The sequence below is a fragment of the Streptomyces sp. NPDC002324 genome (assembly GCF_053593335.1).
This window is the reverse complement of sequence record NZ_JBSFCF010000002.1, coordinates 413099-428441: the sequence shown is the minus strand read 5'-3', so window position 1 is coordinate 428441 and position 15343 is coordinate 413099. Positions and strand designations below refer to the sequence as shown.

The window sequence follows — 15343 nt, the reverse complement described above, 5'->3', positions numbered from 1 at the left end:
TCCGTCGGACGTGATCCCCGTCACAGCCCGGCGCCCGCTCATCCGCCCACCGGTGGCAGGGTGTTCACCTCGTGCAGCGGTATTTCAGGTACGTGGCGAGGGGCGTGGCGACCACCCCGACCGGTTCGAGGTCGCTCCGCACCGCGCCGGCCCCGCCCGCGATGTCGACGTTGCGGTCTCCGGCCGCGGCCCTGGCGCGGCCGAGGGCGCTGTGGACGCCGTCGGTGACGAAGGTGGAGGTGGTGAAGGTGGTGCCGTCCTCCTTCACCAGGATGGGGCGGGGCCGGTGGGTGAGCGCGAAGACCGGGGCTCGGAACGGCGGGTTGTCGCCCCAGCACTTCTCACCGTTGTCGTACATCGTGCGGCCCATGACCACCGCCTTGGTGGCGTCGAACCATGCACGCATCGGCTCGGAGTCGCGGTTCTCCACGCCGCCGGTCATGCCCTGACGTTCCCGCCGGCTCGCCGGCTCGTGGATCCACCTTCCGGTCACCCGGTCAGGGCAGCCGGTCGTCCGGGACGACGTGCATCGCCGCCTCCTCCGCGCCGGCCGCGCCACCGTCGATGCCCTCGTCCTCGGCGACGACTTCCTTGGTGGTGTCCGTCCGCACGCCCTCGTCCGGAGCGACCAGGCGGCCGGCCCGGTCCGCGCCGGCCTCCGGGTCCACGGGTTCGCCCTGGCCGCCCGGCAGGTCGCCGATCCCGTCGCCGGGCGGCACCTCCACGTCGGGGACCTCCTGGCGCAGCCGGTCGTCCAGGGACTCCCCCTCGTGCTGCTCGGCCGCCGTGGTGCCGCGACTGTCGACGCCCAGGGGCTTCTCCGGGGGCGAGTAGCCCTCGTCCAGGATGTCGTCGTAGGTGCGCTCGTCGAGCGCGTCCTGGAGATCCAGCGGGGAGGCGTCCTCCTGCTCCTCGTTGCCGCCCGTGGGCTGGTAGGCGTCGTCCGCCATGTTCTCGTCAGTCATGATCGCCTCCGGGGTCGTCGGCTGGTCCGTACTCCGTGCGGAGTACCGAGTTCCCCCGGTGTGACACCTCCGCGCCGCGATCACCGGGGCCGGCCCGCTCTCCACACCGGTCCCTCTCACGGGCGTGGGCCCCGCGTTACCGGGGGAGCCGGACGGGCACTCGGGTGGGCATGAATCAGAGTCGTCGCACCCCGCTCGTCGACAGTTCGCTCTCGGTCCTCGTCCGGGGCTACACCTGGCTGCCCGACCGCTGGCGCCGTACGACCGGCCCCGTGGTCCGTGCCCGGCTGATGGGGCAGCACGCGGTCGCCCTCCAGGGCCCGGAGGCGGTGCGGTTCTTCTACGACGAACGCCATGTGGAACGCGCTACGGCGCTGCCCGGCCCGGTGCTGAGCACGCTGTTCGGCCAGGGAGCCGTGCACACGCTGGACGGCCCGCCCCACCGCGTGCGCAAGCAGATGTTCCTCTCCCTGCTCACCGGTCCCAAGGCGGTCACGGGCCTGGTGGACCATGTCGCCGCGGCCTGGGACACGGCCGAGGCGTCGTGGCCCGGCCGGCCGTCGGTCGTCCTCTTCGACGAGGCGGGCCGGGTGCTCACCCTGGGGGTCTGCCGATGGGCCGGGATCCCCCTGGACGACGACGCCGATGGCGAGGCCACGGCCCGGGACCTGGTCGCCATGGTCGACGGCTTCGCCTCCCCGGGGCCCCGGCACTGGCGGGCCCGCCGCGCCCGGAAGAGCGCCGAGGAGTGGCTGGCGGGTCTGGTGTCGGACGTCCGCGAGGGTGCCGCGACCGCGCCGGCCGGGTCGCCGCTGGACGTGGTGGTCCGGCACGAGGACGCCGACGGCCTGCCCCTGGACCCGCACACCGCTGCGGTCGAACTGCTCAACGTCATCCGCCCCACCGTCGCGGTGTGCTGGTTCGTCGCCTACGCCGGGCACGCGCTGCGCCTCCGGCCCGACGTGCGGGAACGGCTGGCCGAGGACGATCCCGAGTACGCGGTGGCGTTCGCCCACGAGCTGCGGCGCTTCTACCCGTTCGCCCCCTTCGTCGGCGGGCGGGCCGTCACCGACCTGGAGTGGCGGGGCGAATCGATCCCGGCGGGCGCCATGGTCCTGCTCGACCTGTACGGGCAGAACCACGACCCCGACCTCTGGGACCTCCCCTGCACCTTCGAACCCCAGCGCTTCCTGGAGCGACCGCCCCGCCGCGACGACCTCGTACCGCAGGGCGGCGGCGACCGCGCGACCGGTCACCGCTGCCCCGGCGAGGACGTCACCGTCGCGCTGCTGCGGGCCCTGGGGCCGCGGCTGGCCCGGCTGGAGTACGACGTCCCCGCGCAGGACCTGCGGATCCCGCTGACGCGGATGCCCGCCCGGGTGCGCAGCGGGTTCGTCATGGAGTCCGTCCGGGTTCCGGCGCGGGCCCGTGCCGCGGGACGGGCGGCGGGGTGACGGCCCCGGGGACAGCCGACGGCTGACCTCGACTCGGCGACTCGGCGACTCGGCGACTCGGCGACTCGGCGGGGTGTGCGGGCCTGGTTCGGGCCGCACACCCCGCCGTCCTCGTGCGCCGCTCCGCGCGTCGTCCTCGCACACGCGCTCTTTCGGTGCGCCGCGCGCCGGCGGCCCGGTCGGCCGGCGGACGTCAGGCGGCGGACAACTCGCGCCCGATCCGGCGCCCGGCGGCCGCCACACCCGCTCCCACCAGCCCGTAGACGGCCACCCTGCGCAGCGCCGTGCGCCGCCGGCCGCCCCAGCCGCCGTGCACCGCCCCCTCACCGGGGGCCGGTACGTGCAGCGCTCCGTGCGTGGCCGGGGCGGATTCCTCGTGGGACAGGTGGGTCTTCTCGGTCTGCCGGGCCATCGCCCGCTCCGCGAGGGCCGGGTTCTTCCGCGACCGGCGCACCAGGGCCTTGCCCGCGGGCCCGACCACCACTTCGCGGTGGGGGTGGCGGACGAGGTCGACGACGGTCCGGGCGACCCGCTCGGGGCTGTGGACCGGCGGCATGGCGACCACCTTGCGTCCGGTGTGGTTGGCCGCCTGCTCGAAGTGCGGGGTGTCGATGGTCGCGGGCATCACGGTGCACACCCGGACGTCCTTGACGCCCTCCACCCGCAACTGCTGCCGGAGGCTCGATCCGAGCCCCTGGACGGCGTGCTTGGACATGCTGTACGGGTGGCTGTACGGCTGGGCGACGGCGCCCACGACGGACGAGATGTTGATCAGCGTGCCGCGGCCCTCCTCCCGCATCACCCGCAGTGCCGCGCGCGCCCCGTGCACGTAGCCCATCACGTTGACGTCCAGGACCTTGCGGAAGTCCTCCAGGGGCACGTCCTCGAAGCGGCCGAAGGCGTTGACGGCCGCGTTGTTGACCCACACGTCGATCCGGCCGAACTCCTCCACGGCCCGCGTCGCCAGGTCGTCGACCGCCTTGGCGTCCGTCGTGTCGGTCGGCACGACCAGCGTCCGCGCACCACGATGCCGCCGGCACTCCCGCGCGGTCGCCTCCAGCGCCTCCTCGCGGCGGGCCGCCAGCACCACGGCGCACCCCTTCCGGGCGAAGGCCTCGGCCGTGGCCCTGCCGATCCCGCTGGACGCTCCCGTCACCACCACCACGTGTTCCCGCAGTCGCATTCCGTACCTCCTCAGGACTGACGCGCCGGACACCGCATGTCCGGTGCCGCGCCGCCGAGTACCCCGAACCCGGTCGGGCTCGCATCACCCGTGGCCGCCGCCTCCGCGTCGGAGAGTGAGCGAGCGCCCGCGCCGGGGGCGGCACTTGCCCGCGCCGTGCGACCGGCGCACCCTGGTCCTATGGCTGTGCACGACGGCCCCGGCCCCACCCTCATCGCGTCCGTTCAGCGCGCCTTCCGGCTGTTGGAGGCGGTGAGCGCGCACGAGAACGGCGCTCCGGCGAAGCAGCTGGCCCGCGAGACGGGACTGCCCCTGGCCACCGCCTACCACCTGCTGCGGACCCTGGTCCACGACGGATACCTGCGCAAACTGGCCGACGGCGGCTTCGTCCTGGGCGACAAGGTGGGAGCGCTGCACACCACCGGACGGGGCCAGGCGCTGCTCAGCCGGGTCCGTCCGACGCTCGCCGCGCTGCGGGACGAGCTGGCCGGTGCCGCCTACCTCACCTTCTACGAGGACGGGGAGATCCGGGTCGCCGAGATCGTGGACAGCCCCCGGGCACCCCGGGTCGATCTGTGGGTGGGCTTCGAGGACGCCGGGCACGCCACGGCACTGGGCAAGTCGGTGCTGCGCGAGCTGGACGAGGAGTCCCGCAGGGACTACCTCTCCCGGCACCACCTGGCCGATCTCACCCCGAGGACCATCACCGACGCCCCGGAGCTGCTCCGGCGGCTGGACTCCTCGCCCGTGGCGCCGGCCGTCACGGACCTGGAGGAGTACTCCCTCGGCACGGTCTGCATCGCGGTGCCCGTGTACAGCGGGGACACGCTCGGCTCGCTCGGCGTCTCGCTGCGCTCGGACCGGCTCTCCCGGCTGCCGGAGGTCCGGGAACGGCTTCTCCCGATCGCGAGCCGCGTGACCAGGGGCCTGTCGCTCACTATCTGAAATCCATGTCCTTGTGACACGCGGGCCGATCCCCTTTCCTGGATGAAACGGACAATCCGGAGCGCTGGCTCCCCAGACAGGTGAGGATCGCGGGCGATACATGAGCCATACCCGAGAGCTTTGTGGCGACCACAGGCCGACGCCGAACCGGCCGTCCCGGACGCGGACGTCCGCCCCGGGACGACAGGCCCCCAACCGGGTCGCCGCGCAACTGGCCTCCGGTACCCCCACACTGCCCGTGCTGATCGTCTCCGTGATCGTGTTCGTCGGCCTCCTCGGCGGCACCGGACTGACCTGGCTGCCGCTGCTCGCCACGGGGCCCGCGCTCGCCGCCACCACCAGCGGGCCGCGCGGCGTCCTCTGTGTCGGTCTCCTCGCCGGGGTGCTGGGCACGATGCTCGGCGTCCGGGACGGCGCGCCGGGCCGTGAGCTGGCCGCCGTCCTGTCCGCGCTGGTGGCCGTCACCCTGGCGAGCGGTCTGGCCAGCGCCCTGCGCGGGCGCCGCGAGCGGGTGCTCGCGGCCGTGCGCTCGGTCGCCGAGGCCGCACAGCACGCCCTGCTCCAGCCGGTACCGGCGACCGTCGGTCCGTTCCAGGTGGCCGTCCGCTACAGCGCCGCCGCGGCCGAGGCCCGGATCGGCGGAGATCTCTACGCCCTCATACCCACCCCGTACGGGGTCCGGCTGATCGTCGGCGATGTGCGCGGCAAGGGGCTGCCGGCGGTCGGCATAGCCGCCCTGGTGCTCGGCGTCTTCCGCGAGGCGGCGTACGAGGAGCCCGACCTCCTGGCCGTCGTCGACCGGATCGAGCGGAGTCTGGCGCGCAATCTGCGCACCGACGACTTCGTCACCGCCGTCGTCGCCGGACACCCCGGGCCGGGCCGCCTGGAGCTGGTCAACTGCGGACACGCGCCACCTCTGCTGGTGCGCGGCTCCGGGGTCGTGCCGGTGGAGCCCGCCTGCCCGGCCCCGCCGCTGGGGCTGCGCGCCCTGACGGGCGAGACGCCCGGTCTGCAGATCCTGCCTTTCGGCGACGAGGACCAGCTGCTGCTCTACACCGACGGTGTCACGGAGGCCCGGGACCGTGACCGCGCGTTCTACCCCCTCGCCGAGCGCCTGGCCCACCATGTGTCCGACGCGCCGGCCCACACCCTCTCGGCACTCCACGACGAACTGCTCACGCACGTGGGAGGCCGGCTCCACGACGACGCGGCACTGCTGCTGCTCCGCAAGCCGACCGCGCGCGCCGCCGGCGTGGCCGGGTAGCCACGGGCACAGCGCGGCGACCACCCGGTCGCCGGCGATGACGTCACGTGTCCTCACCTACGAGAGCCGATCCCCTGCGGGATGTCGTACCGCCTTGGCCCACCCGGATCTGGCCGGCGGTCATCGCGGTCATGCCCGCCATGGAAACGGGAGTGGCGTCCGGGGTCTCCCAGAGAGCGACGTGCCGGCCGGCGAATCGGGCGGCGGCCCGGGAGCCCGCCTCGGCGGAGGCGGTCCGCCCGAGGGCGGTGACGAACTCGTGGTGCCGGCGGACAAGTCGTTCACGGTCCTGCTCGCCCGCGACACGGCCCCGCCGGGCGGGAGCCGTCGCGGTGGGGTGAGCGTGCCGAGGCGGTACAGGCGTTGCCGTTCGCGCAGGGCCCGGGCCACGCCGGTGTGGCGCTGCCAGGCCCGGGCGAAGGCGGCGGCGGTGACGTCGTCCGCGCTCACGCCGGGAAGGGGATGGCCAGCCCGGGCCGGCCGGGCGGCCCGGGCGCCGGCCTCCTCGGACGTGAACGGGGCGAGGTTCAGCCGGTGGGGCGGCGCACGGTGTGCGCGGCGGGGCGTGAGTGCAGGAGGTCTCCGGCTCGGGCGAGGAAGGCGTCCACGTCGTGGGTGACGTGCCAGTCGTGCACGTCGTGATCGATGATCGGCTCGTAATCCAAGGCGTGCGTCGCCCCGGAAGGTGAGGGGTGGCACGCCCGAGCCCCCGTCGACGACCGGTGCTCAGAAACGCACCGGCAGGTCGAGCAGCCCACGGGCGCGCATGGACGGCCGCCGACGTACCGCGTCCGGCGCGATGTCGAGGGTCAGGCCGGGGAACCGGTCGAGGAGCGCGGCGAGGGCGATCTCGGTCTCCATCCGGGCCAGCGGCGCGCCGAGACAGTAGTGGATGCCGTGCCCCAGGGCGAGATGACCGGTGGCGTCACGGTCCAGGTCGAGCCGGTCCGGTTCGACGAAGCGGCGTGGGTCCCGGTGCGCGGCGGCCAGGGAGAGCAGGACGGTCTCCCCGGCCGGGACGCGGACGCCGCCGATGGTGACGTCCGCGACGGGAAAGCGCCGGATGGCCAGCGGCACCGGCCCGTCGAAGCGGGCCAACTCCTCTACCGCTCCTGCCAGTCGGCCGGGGTCGGCGCGGAGCGCGCTCAGCTGGTCGGGGTTGCCTAGCAGAGCGAGGACGGAGTTGCCGATCAGGTGCACGGTGTTCTCGTATCCGGCGATCAGGATCAGGAAGGCGAGCGACATCAACTCGTCCTCGCTCAACCGGTCCTCGTCGTCGCGTACGGCGATCAACGCGGAGAGCAGGTCGTCCGCGGGGTCGGCGCGCTTGTCGTCGATGAGCTGGGTGAAGAACGCCAGGATGCCGCGCACGGCTTCCTTCGCCCGGCCCGGCCGGGCGGGGTCCGGCGCGATCAGGGTGTCGGTCCAGGCGCGGAAGTCGTGCCGGTCGTGCGGGGCCACGCCGAGCAGGTCACAGATCACGGTGATCGGCAGGGGCGCCGCGTACGACGCGATCAGGTCGGCCCGGCCGTACGGTGCGACGGCGTCGAGCAGCGCGTCGGCGGTCCTTCTGATGGGGTCGCGCAGTCGGGCCGTCTGACGTGGGGTGAACGCCCGGGACACCAGGCGCCGGATGCGGGTGTGGTCCGGCGGGTCCATGTTCAGGAGGTTCGCGTCCAGCGCCGGCGGCAGCGCGAGCCCGTGGTAGCCACCGGGCGCCGCGTTGCGCTTGTCGAGAGAGAGCCGGGGGTCGGCAAGGGCCTCGCGCACGTCGTCGTAGCGCGTGACCAGCCAGGCGGGCAGCCCGTCCGTCCCGGCGATGCGATGCACGGGCCCCGCCTCGCGAAGCCGCCCGTAGACCGCGTACGGGTCCGCGACCAGCTCGGCGGAATCAACGAGGGTCGGCTGAGCGGGAGTTGTGGGGGACATGGCCCCACCCTAGTCGGACGGGGCCTCTCGCCCCCGGGCACCCACCCTCGCTTGCTGATCAGCCCCGGTGCACACGGGTCCGCCCCGGTGCACACGAATCCGTCTCCCGCGCGGAGCCCACCTCGGCTCAGGCCAGGCCGAACCTCTCGGCGTGCACCTGCCGTCGGGGGACCTTCAGCGCGTGCAGGCCGCTGAGCACGGCCGAGGTCATGGCGGGCGGACCGCACACGTACACGTCACGCTCGGCGATGTCGGGGACCAGGGCACTCAGGCTCTCCGGCTCGAACGGCGGTCTCCCCTCTCCGCGGCGGCCGGTGAGCAGGTACAACCGACCGCCGCGCGCCGCGACCAGTGCGCGTATCTCGCCGAGCAGCACCGCGTCCCTCTCGCTGCGCACCCGGTAGAGCACGACGACATCGCCGGCCGGTTCCTCCTCCAGCAGGGCCCGGACGGGTGTGATCCCCACCCCGCCGGCGATCAGCAGGGCACCGGGCCGGCTGCGATGCAGCGAGGTGAACGCCCCGTACGGCCCCTCGACGAAGACCCGGCTCCCGACCGGGAGATGCCGAAGTCCGGCACTGGCGCCGCCCGCCGCCTTGGCGGTCAGACGCAGCCCATGGCCGTCCGGTGCCGTCGACAGTGAGAACGGATTCGCCGGCCACCAGTGGTTGTGCCCGGGGAAGCGCCAGAAGCAGAACTGGCCGGCCCTGGCCGGCAGCCTGTCGAGGTGACGGCCGGAGATGTGGACCGACACGACGTCGTCCGACTCCGGGACCACCGCCACGACCCGGAACCGGTGATAGAGGTTCCGCCACACGGGCACGACGAGGCGCGCGGTCACCAGGGATCCGAACGCGAACAGCCACAGCGCCCACCAGTAGACCTCGGCCGCCGCCGACGAGGCGAACGTCGTGGTCTCCTGCAGCTGGTGGACGAACGCCAGCCCCAACGCCACGTACAGCAGCAGGTGCAGACCGTGCCAGGTCTCGTACGGCAGCCGCCGCCGCACCCGACGGACGGAGACGGCCGCGACCACGACCACGAACGCCGCGGCCCACATGCCGAGCAGGGAAGCGGGCACCCCGGCCAGCGCGAAGAACGTCTTCGTCATCGACGTGTTTTCGAGGTGCGCGTATCCGAGCACCACCAGCACGGCGTGGGTGAGGATCGTCCACAGCAGGGTGAAGCCGACCCACCGGTGCCACACCGTCAGCCGGTCCATGCCGATACGGCGGTCCAGCCACGGCAGCCGGGCCACCAGCAGCAACTGGAACAGCATCAGCACGGCCGCGTGCAGGCCGAAGAACTTGGCGACCGTGAGCACCCCGTTCTTCCCCGTGCCGGCGGTGACGAACAGGATTTCGACGATCACCAGGTTGGCGAGGACGAACGTCCACAGCGCCCACCGCGCCGCCACCACCGGAGGCACACCGCCCCGCCGCCCGCCCGGTGAGACCGCAGCCCCCATGACTCCCCCTCACCCGTCGAGGCCGGAACGTACGGCTGAGTGCGCACGCGCCGACCGTCGAAAAGCGCGCCGGCCGACGCCCGACGGCACCGGAACCCCGCGCGCTGGGAGGGCTACCCGGGGAATCGTCGCTTCACGCTCGGACGGAGGGGGGCGGGCGAGGCACCGACATCCCGGGGTACGCGCGGCCACGCCGCATCCGGTTCAGGAGCCGTGGGGAGCGTCGGTGGCGACGGTCGTGCCGGCTCGCCCTTACCAGCAGCGGGTTCCGCCCGTCCAGGAGGTCTGCTCCCGCTTTCCGCTCGGGCCGGCGTCATCCAGGAAGCACATGCCTGCCGGAGTGATCACAGAAGAGCCCGTGCCTACCGTCTGATGACATGCCAACCTTCTTACCGACCTCGACGACCGGCAGGCGCGCCGGCCTCGCGGCGCTGATGACGGCCGTCGTCCTGGCCGCCACCGGCCCGACGGCGACCGCACGGACGCCGGGCCCGCGCTCCGCCGTGGACTGCGGCACGCACGACCGGACCCGCCAGGTGCTGCGCGACCTCACCGCCCGGCACGGCGTCGCCGGTGCCGCGGTCCTGGTGACCGACCCCACCGTGGGCAGGTCCTGCGGGCGTTGGGCCGCGTCGGCCGGAACGGCGGACCTGCGCACCGGACGCCCGATGAACACCGCCGACCGGCTGCGCGTCGGCAGCGTGACCAAGACGTTCACCGCGGCGCTCGTCCTGCAACTCGTCGCCGAGCACCGCCTGTCGCTGGACGCTCCCGTCGACCGCTATCTGCCCGGCCTGATCCAGCGGGACGGCCAACGCCTACCTGTCCACCGGCCACCTCCCCGGCACGGACGTCATCTGCGCCCGGTCGGCCGGCTGAGCCGGGCCTCGCGATCAGCGCGCCTGAGCAGGCCGACCGCTGTCAGTGTCGAGTGGCAGCATCGGGCCCATGACGGACACCACGGCATTCGACTGGCGGACGTTCCTGCTCAGGTGGAGCGGGGAGTGGGCGGATTCCCTGCCCGCGGGCGAGCCCCGGGGCGAGGACGACGAAACCGCGCACCGGGCGCGATGGCTGGGGTTTCCCCCCGCGTCGCAGGAGCGGATCGCGGCCATGGAGGACCGCCTCGGCCGACGGATGCCCCCGTCGTACCGGGAGTTCCTCGCGGTCAGCGACGGGTGGCGGCACGCGGGCGGGTTCGTGTGGCTGCTGGCGGGGACCGCGGACGCGCGCTGGCACGACGACGCGTCCGGGCTCGCGGCCATGTACGAGGAGCATCTGGACGAGGACGCCGGGCCGGAGGAGCGGCTGGAGGTGGACATCTGGCGGCGCGGGCTGCAGCTCGACGTCGAGTCCGACGTCACCCACGTCCTCATGGATCCCGAGGACGTGGACGAGAACGGTGAGTGGGCCGTGTACACCTGGGCGAGCTGGCGGGCCGAGCCACCCGAACGGCACGCGAACTTCCTGGAGTTCATGCGGGAGATGTACCGCGAGTTCCACAGTCTGCGGGCACACGCGGGCGACGGGGAGCCGGTGTTCGCCAACGACACGACGCTCAGGCTGGACGCCCTGATGGACGAGGCCCGGCAGGAGGCGCTGCGCGGCGGCTGGGAACGGGCCGGGGAGGCGCTCGACGAGGCCAAGGAGTACGGCAGACCGCGGGCCGCCGGACTGGGCGACCAGATACGCCGCCTGCTCGGACAGACCTCCATGGTGTACTTCGACGGCTTGGTGACGGACCCGCGGTACGCCCCCGAGCTGCTGCCCTCGCTGGTCGCCGAGCACGCGGCGCACTCGTACCGGGACGACTCCACGCTGACCTACCATCTGCGGGGCGCGAGCGACGACCTGCTGTCACTGGCCTACGCGACCCTGGAGGCGGTGCGGAACGGCACGTACCGGTACACCGCGAGCGGGCCGTTCGGGGAAGCGGTCGGGCGGGCACGGGAGTTGGCGCGGTGGGGTGACACGGACGGCGCCTGGCGGACACTGATGAACGCGCTGCCCCTGTGGGAGCCGCTGGGACCGGACCACCTGGCTCCGCTGGGGTGGGTGGCCGATCCCGTGCTCGGGCCGCTGCTGACCCCGGAGCGGGGTCGCGAGTTGCTGTCGACTCCCCGGGGAGGGCACGCGGGTGAGGCTCCGGGGCCGGCACCCACCGCGCTCGACCCGGGCGACCTGACCTGGCTGGCGGAGCCGGACCCGGGCAACAATCGCACGTCCTACCGGTTCGTTCTGGTGGAGGGGGTGGAGCCGGAAGAGTTGCCCGGACGTCTCGCGGACGGGGGCGGGGACGGGGACGGGGACAACGCCGTGCTGAACGCCCCCATGACCTTGTGGGAGGCGCGCCAGAGATCGCTGCGGAACCGGAATGAGTTCTCGTCCTACGCCGACCGGGCTCTCGTCGCGGTCGGCCGGGCCGGAACCGGCTGGAGCTTCGCCTTCGACCCGGACGCCGCCCAATTCAACCCACAGCGGTTCGTCTCCCCGGCCGTGGCCGCCGGCGTGGGCACTCGCGCGGTGGTGGTGTGGAGCGGCCTGAGGAGTTGGCACGGTGAGCCCTTCTTCCACCTCTCGGTGGCGCGGGACGGTGCCGAGCAGTACGCGTTCACGTACGCGGGCGGAGAGGTCCGGTCGAGCGGGGAGATACCCCGGGCGCTGGATCCGAGCCTGTTCTTCGGTGACCTGGAGGACCACACCGAGGCGGAACGGGCCCTGCTGGACGCCGTGACCCACGAATTCGGTGTCCGCCTGCCCCGTCACGCCATCGTGCACGGGCGGCTGCACACGTTCGTCACCCGCTCCTGGACACGGCCGCCCAGGGACGGCGAGACGTTCTCGGTGATCCGCGTGGGCTGATGGCCGTGCGTCCGGCGGAGGGAGGGCGGACAGCGGGTCGGACGGCGAACGACCGCACCCGAGCCGGTTTCGGTGCCGGTGCCGGTGCCGGTGCCGGTGCCGCCGAGATGATGCCGCATCAAGCCAAAGTGCCCCCAGCCCCGTCGGTCGCCTTCCGGGATCGGTGGGTCGCCCATATCCTCGTGCGCCAATAGTTACCGAGGGTAAGGGGAAGCGATGGGCGGCACCACGCGCAGAGGGTTCCTGGGCACGGCCACCGCCGCGGCCGCCGTCGGCGGGGCCACCCTCGCCACCCCCCAGCGGGCCGCCGCCCGGGACGCCGCGGACCCGCGGACCGTTGCCGTGCTGGGCGGGGGCGTCGCCGGGCTCACGGCCGCGCACGAGCTCGCCGAACGCGGCTTCCGGGTGACGGTCTACGAACGCAAGGCGCTGGGCGGCAAGGCCCGCAGCATGGACGTGCCCGACAGCGGCAAGGGTGGCCGCGCCCCCCTGCCCGGGGAGCACGGCTTCCGCTTCATCCCCGGGATCTACCACAACCTCCCCGACACCATGCGGCGCATCCCCTTCCCCGGCAACCCCCACGGCGTCCACGACAACCTCGTGGCCCCCAAGGAGATGCTGTTCGCCCGGTCCGGCGGCCGTGAGGACATCCGGATCCCGCTCCCCTGGCCCGGCAACACCCCGGCCGACCTCACCCCCGACGAGATCCGCCGCGCCCTCACCTCGTTCCTGGACACCGCCCTCAACCTCCCCCTCCACGAGGCCCTCTACTTCGCCGATCGCCTGCTGGTGTTCCTCACCAGCTGCGACGAACGCCGCGACGACACCTGGGAGCGGACGCCCTGGTGGGAGTTCGTGCGGGCCGGGCGGATGTCGTACGACTACCAGCGGATCCTCGCCGTCGGCATCACCCGCAACATCGTGGCCACCAAGGCGGAGGAGGCCAGCACCCGCACGGTCGGCACACTGCTGGAGGCGTTCGCGTTCAACGTCCTAGGGCGGGGCGCGGACGGCCCCCTGGACCGGATCCTCAACGCGCCCACGAACGAGGCCTGGATCGACCCCTGGGTGACGTACCTGAGGTCGCTCGGTGTCGAGTTCCGCATCGACTGGACCGTGCAGGACCTGTCCATGGACGCGGGCCGCGTCGCCGGCGCCGTCGTACAGGACCCCGATGGTGCCCGCCGGACCGTCACCGCCGACCACTACATCTCGGCCATGCCCGTCGAACACGCCCGCCGCACCTGGAACTCCGCCGTGCGCGCGGCCGACCCGCAACTGGCCGCGTGCGATGGGCTGGAAACAGACTGGATGACCGGCATCCAGTTCTATCTGACGGAACGTACGCCGATCCTGCACGGCCACCTCGACCTCATCGACTCCCCCTGGTCGCTGACCGCGATCGCCCAGGCCCAGCACTGGCCGGGCCACGACTTCCCCGCCGACTTCGGCGACGGCACGGTCGCGGACTGCCTGTCCGTGGACGTCTCCGAGTGGGACCGGCCGGGCATCCTGTACGGCAAGACCGCCAAGCAGTGCACGCGCGCCGAAGTCGCCCGCGAGGTGTGGGCCCAGCTGAAGGCGGCCCTCAACGACAGCGGTCGTACGGTCCTGAAGGACTCCGTACTGCACTCCTGGTTCCTCGACCCGGCCGTGGACGGACTCGGCACCCCGACCCCGGTCAACGAGGAACAACTGCTCATCCACCCCGTCGGGACCTTCCACCTGCGCCCGCGGTCGGCCACGAGGATCCCCAACCTCTTCCTGTCCGGCGACTACGTGTCCGTGCCCATCGACCTGGCCACCATGGAAGGCGCCAACACCTCGGCCCGACAGGCCGTCAACGCCCTGCTGGACAGCGTCGGTTCGACCGCCGAGAGATGCACGGTCACCCCCCTGTACCGGGCGCCGGAGTTCGAGGCACTCAAACGCCACGACCGCACGCGCTACCGCCTACGCCTGCCGAACCTCTTCGACATCGGCTGACAGCCACCCATGGGGTTCCGGGCACCCCATATCGCCAGGACGCGCGCTCAGGCCGATGAGGAGAAGGCACACCGCGTCCATGACGTCCCGGCGGACGCAGGGACTCCGGCGAGGTGCCACCGGGCACGGTGTCGTCGTACCGGCGATCACGCCTGCGGGTCGAACGCCGTGCCCATCGCCAGCACCACGATCGCCGTCCCCGCCGGGGAGCACCGGCCTCTCCCGACTTCGCGCGAAACTTCCCGGCCGGAATCGGTCCGCGCGGCGATGAGTCTGCCGGTTCGCACCGGTCTACCTTTTGACCGCGACGACCATCTCATCGGGAGTAAAGCCATGGGCCTCATCCACATGGAACTGTTCGCCACCCTCGACCTCGTCGGGCAGGCGCCCGGCGGCCCCGACGAGGACCCGGCCGGGTTCCCGTTCGGCGGCTGGCAGGCACCCCTGCTGGACGAGGTGTCGGGGGGCCAGGTCGGTGCCGCGTACGAGGACACGGACGCCCTCCTGCTCGGTCGGCGGACGTACGACATCTTCGCCGCCTACTGGCCGCACCAGAAGGGCGGCGAGGACGGCGCGATCGCCGACCTCTTCAACCGTGTCCCGAAGTACGTGGCCTCCCGCGGCAAACCCGACCTCTCGTGGGCCGGGTCCACGCAGCTCGGCCCGGACCTGGCCGCCGCGGTGCGCGAGATCCGCGACCGGCACGAGCACGTGAAGGTCGTCGGGAGCCTGGATCTGGTGCAGAGCCTTCTGCGGGAGAAGCTCTTCGACCGTCTCGACCTCTGGGTCCACCCGATCGTGCTCGGCGTCGGGAAGAAGGTGTTCGACGGTGGCGAGGTGCCCACGAACCTCACGCTCCTCGCACCACCGGCAGCCGGCCCCAAGGGCACCGTGTTCCTGCGCTACGGTCTCGCCGACGGCACCCCCGGCACAGGGGACATGAGCGCACCCGATCGCGGCGTCGGACACGCCGACTGAGACCGGCTCCCCGACGCGGCCGGGCCGCGCCGCCGCTCCGGGTACTCAGCCCAGGAAGCTCAGACGGACCTGCCGGTTCGGATTGTCCCGGTTGGTGTCCACCAAACTCCGCTAAGACAACCCATGCTACTGAGCCATCACGCGGGGATCGGTCATGGCCCGTCGGGGCCGAAGGGGGCCCGGAAGGCGATCAGTCGCGACGTTATCCGTGGGGCCTACCAGCCAGAGCGGATCGTGTCAGGCGTACCAGATGGTGCCGATCCCTTCTCCGACCAGATCGGCTGAAGGCGGCGGCCCCCCGATCCCTCA

12 protein-coding genes and 1 pseudogene are annotated in these 15343 nt (G+C 72.9%); 7 read left to right on the top strand and 6 right to left on the bottom strand.

The features are described from left to right. Positions 1 to 64 precede the first annotated feature (64 nt). Together ACWCRJ_RS04935 and ACWCRJ_RS04930 are read right to left on the bottom strand one after the other, a co-directional pair. Positions 65 to 442, bottom strand: coding sequence for a hypothetical protein (locus ACWCRJ_RS04935; protein WP_450937943.1), 378 nt, complete (start codon positions 440 to 442; stop codon positions 65 to 67). 55 nt (positions 443 to 497) lie between these two features. Next, positions 498 to 965, bottom strand: coding sequence for a DUF5709 domain-containing protein (locus ACWCRJ_RS04930; protein WP_450937942.1), 468 nt, complete (start codon positions 963 to 965; stop codon positions 498 to 500). A gap of 170 nt (positions 966 to 1135) precedes the next feature. On the opposite strand from ACWCRJ_RS04930, the gene ACWCRJ_RS04925 reads away from it, so the two are divergent. Continuing rightward, the gene (locus ACWCRJ_RS04925; RefSeq protein WP_450937941.1) at positions 1136 to 2419 is read left to right on the top strand and encodes a cytochrome P450; all 1284 of its coding nucleotides are present in this window, start codon (positions 1136 to 1138) and stop codon (positions 2417 to 2419) included. Positions 2420 to 2612: 193 nt separating this feature from the next. Here ACWCRJ_RS04925 and ACWCRJ_RS04920 read toward each other — a convergent pair whose 3' ends face one another. Further along, positions 2613 to 3602: an SDR family oxidoreductase gene (locus tag ACWCRJ_RS04920; RefSeq protein WP_450937940.1), complete on the bottom strand. Its 990-nt coding sequence runs from the start codon at positions 3600 to 3602 to the stop codon at positions 2613 to 2615. A gap of 180 nt (positions 3603 to 3782) precedes the next feature. On the opposite strand from ACWCRJ_RS04920, the gene ACWCRJ_RS04915 reads away from it, so the two are divergent. Both ACWCRJ_RS04915 and ACWCRJ_RS04910 read left to right on the top strand, forming a co-directional pair. Then, the gene (locus ACWCRJ_RS04915; protein ID WP_450937939.1) at positions 3783 to 4547 is read left to right on the top strand and encodes an IclR family transcriptional regulator; all 765 of its coding nucleotides are present in this window, start codon (positions 3783 to 3785) and stop codon (positions 4545 to 4547) included. Positions 4548 to 4647: 100 nt separating this feature from the next. Continuing rightward, entirely contained in the window at positions 4648 to 5811 is a 1164-nt protein-coding gene (locus ACWCRJ_RS04910) for a PP2C family protein-serine/threonine phosphatase (protein WP_450937938.1), read from the top strand. A 527-nt stretch (positions 5812 to 6338) separates the two neighbouring features. Here ACWCRJ_RS04910 and ACWCRJ_RS04905 read toward each other — a convergent pair. From ACWCRJ_RS04905 to ACWCRJ_RS04895, 3 genes are all read right to left on the bottom strand, one after another. After that, a complete protein-coding gene (locus ACWCRJ_RS04905) occupies positions 6339 to 6476 on the bottom strand; it encodes a hypothetical protein (protein ID WP_450937937.1) in 138 nt (45 codons plus the stop codon). Positions 6477 to 6537: 61 nt separating this feature from the next. Next, positions 6538 to 7740, bottom strand: a complete 1203-nt coding sequence (locus ACWCRJ_RS04900; RefSeq protein ID WP_450937936.1) for a cytochrome P450 family protein — start codon at positions 7738 to 7740, stop codon at positions 6538 to 6540. 127 nt (positions 7741 to 7867) lie between these two features. Continuing rightward, complete coding sequence (locus ACWCRJ_RS04895) at positions 7868 to 9208, bottom strand: ferredoxin reductase family protein (protein ID WP_450937935.1); 1341 nt, start codon at positions 9206 to 9208, stop codon at positions 7868 to 7870. A 377-nt stretch (positions 9209 to 9585) separates the two neighbouring features. Here ACWCRJ_RS04895 and ACWCRJ_RS04890 point away from each other — a divergent pair. The 4 genes and pseudogenes from ACWCRJ_RS04890 to ACWCRJ_RS04875 form a co-directional block, all read left to right on the top strand. After that, positions 9586 to 10011: pseudogene (locus ACWCRJ_RS04890) on the top strand (serine hydrolase domain-containing protein); the annotation flags it as partial. Positions 10012 to 10156: 145 nt separating this feature from the next. Continuing rightward, positions 10157 to 12070, top strand: a complete 1914-nt coding sequence (locus ACWCRJ_RS04885) for an SMI1/KNR4 family protein (protein ID WP_450937934.1) — start codon at positions 10157 to 10159, stop codon at positions 12068 to 12070. Positions 12071 to 12286: 216 nt separating this feature from the next. Then, positions 12287 to 14056 (top strand): hydroxysqualene dehydroxylase, encoded by a 1770-nt coding sequence (locus tag ACWCRJ_RS04880; RefSeq protein ID WP_450937933.1) that lies wholly within the window; start codon positions 12287 to 12289, stop codon positions 14054 to 14056. A gap of 333 nt (positions 14057 to 14389) precedes the next feature. Then, positions 14390 to 15034, top strand: coding sequence for a dihydrofolate reductase family protein (locus tag ACWCRJ_RS04875; RefSeq protein WP_450937932.1), 645 nt, complete (start codon positions 14390 to 14392; stop codon positions 15032 to 15034). The last annotated feature ends 309 nt before the right edge of the window (positions 15035 to 15343 follow it).

Coding starts and splice junctions, on each gene's coding strand:
- ACWCRJ_RS04935 (WP_450937943.1), bottom strand. CDS start 442: ATGACCGGCGGCGTGGAGAACCGCGACTCCGAGCCGATGCGTGCATGG.
- ACWCRJ_RS04930 (WP_450937942.1), bottom strand. CDS start 965: ATGACTGACGAGAACATGGCGGACGACGCCTACCAGCCCACGGGCGGC.
- ACWCRJ_RS04925 (WP_450937941.1), top strand. CDS start 1,136: ATGAATCAGAGTCGTCGCACCCCGCTCGTCGACAGTTCGCTCTCGGTC.
- ACWCRJ_RS04920 (WP_450937940.1), bottom strand. CDS start 3,602: ATGCGACTGCGGGAACACGTGGTGGTGGTGACGGGAGCGTCCAGCGGG.
- ACWCRJ_RS04915 (WP_450937939.1), top strand. CDS start 3,783: ATGGCTGTGCACGACGGCCCCGGCCCCACCCTCATCGCGTCCGTTCAG.
- ACWCRJ_RS04910 (WP_450937938.1), top strand. CDS start 4,648: ATGAGCCATACCCGAGAGCTTTGTGGCGACCACAGGCCGACGCCGAAC.
- ACWCRJ_RS04900 (WP_450937936.1), bottom strand. CDS start 7,740: ATGTCCCCCACAACTCCCGCTCAGCCGACCCTCGTTGATTCCGCCGAG.
- ACWCRJ_RS04895 (WP_450937935.1), bottom strand. CDS start 9,208: ATGGGGGCTGCGGTCTCACCGGGCGGGCGGCGGGGCGGTGTGCCTCCG.
- ACWCRJ_RS04885 (WP_450937934.1), top strand. CDS start 10,157: ATGACGGACACCACGGCATTCGACTGGCGGACGTTCCTGCTCAGGTGG.
- ACWCRJ_RS04880 (WP_450937933.1), top strand. CDS start 12,287: ATGGGCGGCACCACGCGCAGAGGGTTCCTGGGCACGGCCACCGCCGCG.
- ACWCRJ_RS04875 (WP_450937932.1), top strand. CDS start 14,390: ATGGGCCTCATCCACATGGAACTGTTCGCCACCCTCGACCTCGTCGGG.